Source organism: Streptomyces sp. NPDC058632 (assembly GCF_042717095.1).
In the GTDB taxonomy this organism is placed as follows: domain Bacteria; phylum Actinomycetota; class Actinomycetes; order Streptomycetales; family Streptomycetaceae; genus Streptomyces.
On the sequence record NZ_JBHXQZ010000180.1, the window covers coordinates 1 to 4,966 of the forward strand.

A 4,966-nucleotide genomic window follows, 5' to 3' on the forward strand; every position below is an offset into this window, starting at 1 on the left:
TCAAGACCGGGAAGAACGCGGGCAGGTCCCCGTCGGTCGCCTCGCTCCACCGGGCCCTCGCGGAAGCCGAGGCCACCGCGGCCGACGACGGCCTGCCCCTGCGGCCCAAGCCCGCACGCATCCGCCGGCCCGAGGACCCGCTCACCCCCGAGGAGAGCGACCTCCGCGAACGGCTCCAGACCCAGCCCCACCGAACGCCGAGATGCGGTAGACCCGCCCACGGCCTGAGGTGCCGCAACCCTGTCACCGATCCCATGATCACCGGCTTAGCGTCAACCGCTGTGCCCCAAGGCCGCACCCCGCCAGCAGCCACCGCTCGGGCAGCTCCGGGTCGTCGACGGCCTTGCGGATGCCGCGTCCGGCCGGGCGGATACGCAGAGCGACGAACCGCGAGTACATGCGCTTGAAGCCGCTTCGGCCCTTGCCCGGCCTGGATTCCTCCCGCCAGGACACCGGCCGTGTGGCCGCCTTCCCGGCCGCGGTGACCAGGTCCTTCACGCTCTGCGCAGGCTCGGGGTACTGGGCTTTCGGCGGTCGGCCGATGCCCGCGTAGACGGGCTGAACGGGCCGGGCTTCGGCCGGATGGGCGGTGTGACGGGAGGAGATGCCCACCGTGTAAGGCAGGCCACGTTCCTCCAGTCCGTGGCGGAAAGCGGCGGCATCGCCGTGGCCGGCGCCCGCGACGACCAGGGGAACGTCGATGCCCCACGACCGGGTCTCGTCGATCATGTCCAGGGCCAGTTGCCACTTCTCCACATGCCCCAGCTGGGCCGGGATGCCGCAGCGGCCACGGCGGGCGATCTTGCCCGGATCGGCCTGCGGCGAGGCGGGGTCCCAGGAGGCGGGCAAAAACAGCCGCCAGTCGATCGCGGCCGAGGCACGGTCGGTGGCCAGGTGCAGGGAGACACCCACCTGGCAGTTGGTGACCTTGCCCGCGGTGCCGGTGTACTGCCGGGCCACGCACGCCGAGGCGTCCCCGTCCTTGAGGAACCCGGTGTCGTCGATGACCAGTGCTTCCGGACCGATCGCCTCGTGCATCCGCCAGGCCAGCCGGGCCCGCACATGGGCCGCATCCCACGGGCTGGAGGTGATGAAGTGTGCCAGCGCCTGCCGGTTGCCGTCCTCACCAAGACGGGCCGCCATCGGCTCCACCGACTTGCGCCGCCCGTCCAGCAACAGTCCCCGCACATACGCTTGCCCCCACCACCGCTGGTCAGCACGGAAGAAGCCGTCGAACAACTCCGCCGCGAACACCTCCAAGCCCTCCCGGACCCCAGCCATCTCTTCAGGTGTCACACCAGCACAACGACACCGACGAACAAGCAGACACGCCACTCACGAGTGAAGATGACCAAGCCCTACTAGTGCTGTAAGCGCATAGGTTTACCGGGTTGGGTCCCCGATCTGGTTGACGCAGCGGCCCACCGCGATGATCTCCTGCTGGTCGACCTGCCGGGTCTCTACGGGATCGGGTAGGCCGAGCGACGTGGAGACTCGCGACCGCGCCGACCGACAGGTTCGACGGTCCGGTTCCGCCGGGTCACCTCGTGTCGCGCGGGGACCTGCCGTCTGCGGCGTTCGCGGTTGACGCGGCTCGGGTGGCGGGTCGCCGACGGCGGTGGCTCGGCGCCCGCGACGCTGTTCGCGCCGCGGGCCAGGGCCTTCGGGCATGGAGGCGCACTTACGGGAGGACGATGTTGCGGCCGGGTCCGCCTTCGAGGGCGTCCTTTCCGGTGCCACCGCAGACGAGGTCGTTGCCGCCTTCGCCGTCCAGTGTGTCGTTGCCGGGGCCGCCGAGGACGATGTCGCGGCCGTCCCCGCCCATGGCGTGGTCGTCGCCGGGGCCGGCGTGCACGGTGTCGTCACCGCCGTAGCCCTCGATCATGTCATCGCCCCGGCCGCCCCACATCTGCTGGTTGGTGCTGTCACCCATCAGGTGGTCCATGCCGTCGCCGCCGTGCAGGGCTGCGGGTCCCATGACCATGTCGTTCCCCGCGTCGCCCAGCACCGTGCGTGCGGTGTGGGCGTGCAGTTCGTCGTCGCCGGGGCCGCCGCTGACGGTGCCGATCCCGGGGGTGAAGGCGGCGATCGTGTCGTTGCCGTCGCCGAGGAAGACGTCGATCCTGTCGGGCCGGGGGCTGTCGGCGGGCAGTTCGCAAACGACGGAGGTGGTGTCCTCGGGTCTGGAGTACGCACAGTGGCCGCCCGGTTCGAGCGGGACCACGTCGCTGAAGCCGATCCGCCGGATCCCGTCGCTGGTGTACATGGAGAATATGTTGAGGTTGTTGGTCTGTCCTGCAGCGGCGGTGAAGACAATCGACTGAGTTGTCCAGTCGGCTCCGACGCGGGCCTTCGCCTCGGCGGCGGTGGCGGCGGCTGCCGGGCCGACGACGAGGCCGACGGTGAACAGGGTCACGGCGACCGCGCTGATGGTAGCTCGGTTTCGGTTCATGAGACCTCATCTCGGTGGAGTGACGGTGGACCGACCTGCTTGGCGTGGTGCTGCCGGGGACCGGGCGGACCTGGTCGTAAAGGCAGTCTCCCCTGCTGGTCCGGATCTGCAAGACCGCGAATTGACGCGGCGTCGTGGTAAGCCGATGTCCCTCCGGATGTGATAGTTGGGCTTCTTTGGTCAGGCATGTTCCCGGTGTCGCCGTGGCAGGGTTCACTAGCTCAATTCTGGCTCAGCGAAGGTGAGTTGGCCGACGCAGTCGATGGTTGGGATTGTCGGAGGAGCGGAAGGCGGCTGCCCGGGTGCGGGCGGAGGAGCTTCGCCCGCAGGCGGAACGAATCGCGGTCGGATTCGCCGAGGCGGAAACGGTGTTGGAGCATCGGGTGATCGACCGGAAGGAGCTCGTCGAGGCCCTGGCCGCTCCGGACGTGGCGGGAGTGCCCGCTGCGGGTGCGCGGGGCGGTATCGGCGGTGGTCGAAGAGGCCCTTGGCGCGGGGGCTGCCGTGTCGCACTGGCACGAGGCGGCGACCGTGGAGGTGCTCGCGGTGGACTACCGACGGATCGTCGAGCTGGTGGCCGCTACGTGGGTGAGGGCAGAGGGCTCGGCGGGGGAACCATCATCAGTGGGGAACTGGCGACGGCCGAGCCGCAGCCCATGCCGCCCGCTCACCGCGGTGCAGCCCTGTCCGGAACAGCCGTGTCAGCAAACGTGGAACGGACCCGGGCGTGATCAGCCAGGCCTCTTCTCCATGGCCTGGCTGACGGTCCACCGGGAAGTGTTCCGGCACCTGGTCCGCGAGCGTCTTGGGGCCGCGGCGGCGGCCCAGGTGAGTTGGAGCGCGCCGAGACTGATCTGCGTTGCTGGCGGCTTCCCTCGCTACGGCATCCATGCTCCAGTGCCGTCGGTTCAGATCCGAGAAGTACGCACGTTCCCGCTGCGTGCCATCGGCCGCGTTCCCCGCCCGATGCGCCATACAGTCACAGCTCCTACCAGGCAACTTGCCCGGCGAGGCCGACTCGGGTGTACGGAAGTGCACCATCGGGACCTGGGATCTCGCGTGTTGTGGAACTGGACAGCCCTCACGCCAGAACCAGGACCTGTTGCCATACTGCGAACGCCCCTCCCTGGCATCGCCCCGCACACCAGTCCAGGCCGCATCCTTGCTTTCCGGTCCCGGGAACGGTTCTGACTCCCGGCTCGCGGCAGATTCCCTGCTCGCCGCCCACCCCGGTAATCAACTCCGTTTGTTTCATTGACATTTCACTCAGAAGACGTACCGTTGGGAGCGCTCCCATGACAGCCTTGCAACTGGAAGGAGTTCCCCCCACATGCGCAAACAGAGTCCGTTAACCTGGCGTTCGCGGTCGTCCCTTCGCCGGCCTCTCCAGGCGCTGGTCATGGTGTTCGCCGTGGTTGTCGGCGCACTTACATGGTCGGCCCCCGCCCAGGCTCACGGCACCATCGTCAACCCCGCCTCCCGTGCGTACCAGTGCTGGAAGACGTGGGGCAGCAACCACACGAGCCCGGCCATGCAGACCGAAGACCCCATGTGTTATCAGGCATTCCAGGCCAACCCCGATACCATGTGGAACTGGATGAGCGCGCTCCGCGACGGCCTCGGTGGCCAGTTCCAGGCGCGGACCCCTGATGGGACGCTCTGCAGCAACAACCTTTCGAGGAACGCCAGCCTGAACAAGCCCGGGCAGTGGAAGACGACCAACGTCAGCAACAACTTCACGGTCCAGCTGCACGACCAGGCGTCCCACGGTGCCGACTACTTCAGGGTCTATGTGAGCAAGCAGGGCTTCAACCCCAAGACCCAAACCCTGGGCTGGGGCAACCTCGACTTCATCACGCAGACCGGCCGCTTCGCCCCGGCGCAGGACATCAGGTTCAACGTCAACACCTCCGGCTACACCGGACACCACACCCTGTTCGTGATCTGGCAGGCCTCGCACCTCGACCAGGCCTACATGTGGTGCAGCGATGTGAACTTCGGCTGAGCCGGAGAGCGCCGCACACGGCACCGGCCTCTGCCGGGCGCCGGTAACCCGCCGCCCGGCCGACCTAGCTCCGTCGGGGCAGGGGACCCATTTGGTCACCCTGTTCCGACGGGGCTCCCTGCGCTCCTAGTGTGAGCTGTCCCGAGTTTCGTAGAGTCCGATCTTGATGGTTCCGGCGGACTGCGGGACTTGCTCCTGGCTCCGCCAGAAGGCTTGCTCGTACTCGGCGGGAGGTACGTAGTCGAGTGCGGAGTGGAGGCGTTCTTCGTTGTACCACGTGATCCACTGGAAGATCGCCCGCTCGACCTGGTCGCCGTCCTTCCAGGGGCCCTGCATCTCGATGAGCTCGGCCTTGAAGGTGCCGTTCAGGGCCTCGGCCATCGCGTTGTCGTACGAGTCCGCGACCGAGCCGACCGATGCGGAGGCGCCGATGTCGGACAGCCGGTCGGTGTAACGAATTGATACGTATTGGGCGAGTTCAACCAGTCGTTGCAACACCGGGCTGTTGC

3 protein-coding genes and 1 pseudogene are annotated in these 4,966 nt (G+C 68.0%); 1 reads left to right on the top strand and 3 read right to left on the bottom strand.

Annotation, left to right across the window (positions count from 1 at the left end; translation table 11 throughout):
• Window positions 1-300: 300 nt before the first annotated feature.
• Window positions 301-1,281, bottom strand: a pseudogene (locus ACFWVE_RS34685) (IS701 family transposase); the annotation flags it as partial.
• A 400-nt stretch (window positions 1,282-1,681) separates the two neighbouring features.
• Window positions 1,682-2,452, bottom strand: a complete 771-nt coding sequence (locus ACFWVE_RS34690; protein WP_384023155.1) for a calcium-binding protein — start codon at window positions 2,450-2,452, stop codon at window positions 1,682-1,684.
• Between the two features lie 1,399 nt (window positions 2,453-3,851).
• Here ACFWVE_RS34690 and ACFWVE_RS34695 point away from each other — a divergent pair.
• Entirely contained in the window at window positions 3,852-4,457 is a 606-nt protein-coding gene (locus tag ACFWVE_RS34695) for a lytic polysaccharide monooxygenase (protein ID WP_384023161.1), read from the top strand.
• Window positions 4,458-4,583: 126 nt separating this feature from the next.
• Here ACFWVE_RS34695 and ACFWVE_RS34700 read toward each other — a convergent pair.
• Window positions 4,584-4,966, bottom strand: a 383-nt coding sequence (locus ACFWVE_RS34700; protein ID WP_384023158.1) for a transposase, incomplete at its 5' end; no start/stop codon positions are given.

What these genes read in the sequence shown, in the direction of transcription:
- ACFWVE_RS34690 (WP_384023155.1), bottom strand. Translation starts at nt 2,452, where the DNA reads ATGAACCGAAACCGAGCTACCATCAGCGCGGTCGCCGTGACCCTGTTC.
- ACFWVE_RS34695 (WP_384023161.1), top strand. Translation starts at nt 3,852, where the DNA reads ATGGTGTTCGCCGTGGTTGTCGGCGCACTTACATGGTCGGCCCCCGCC.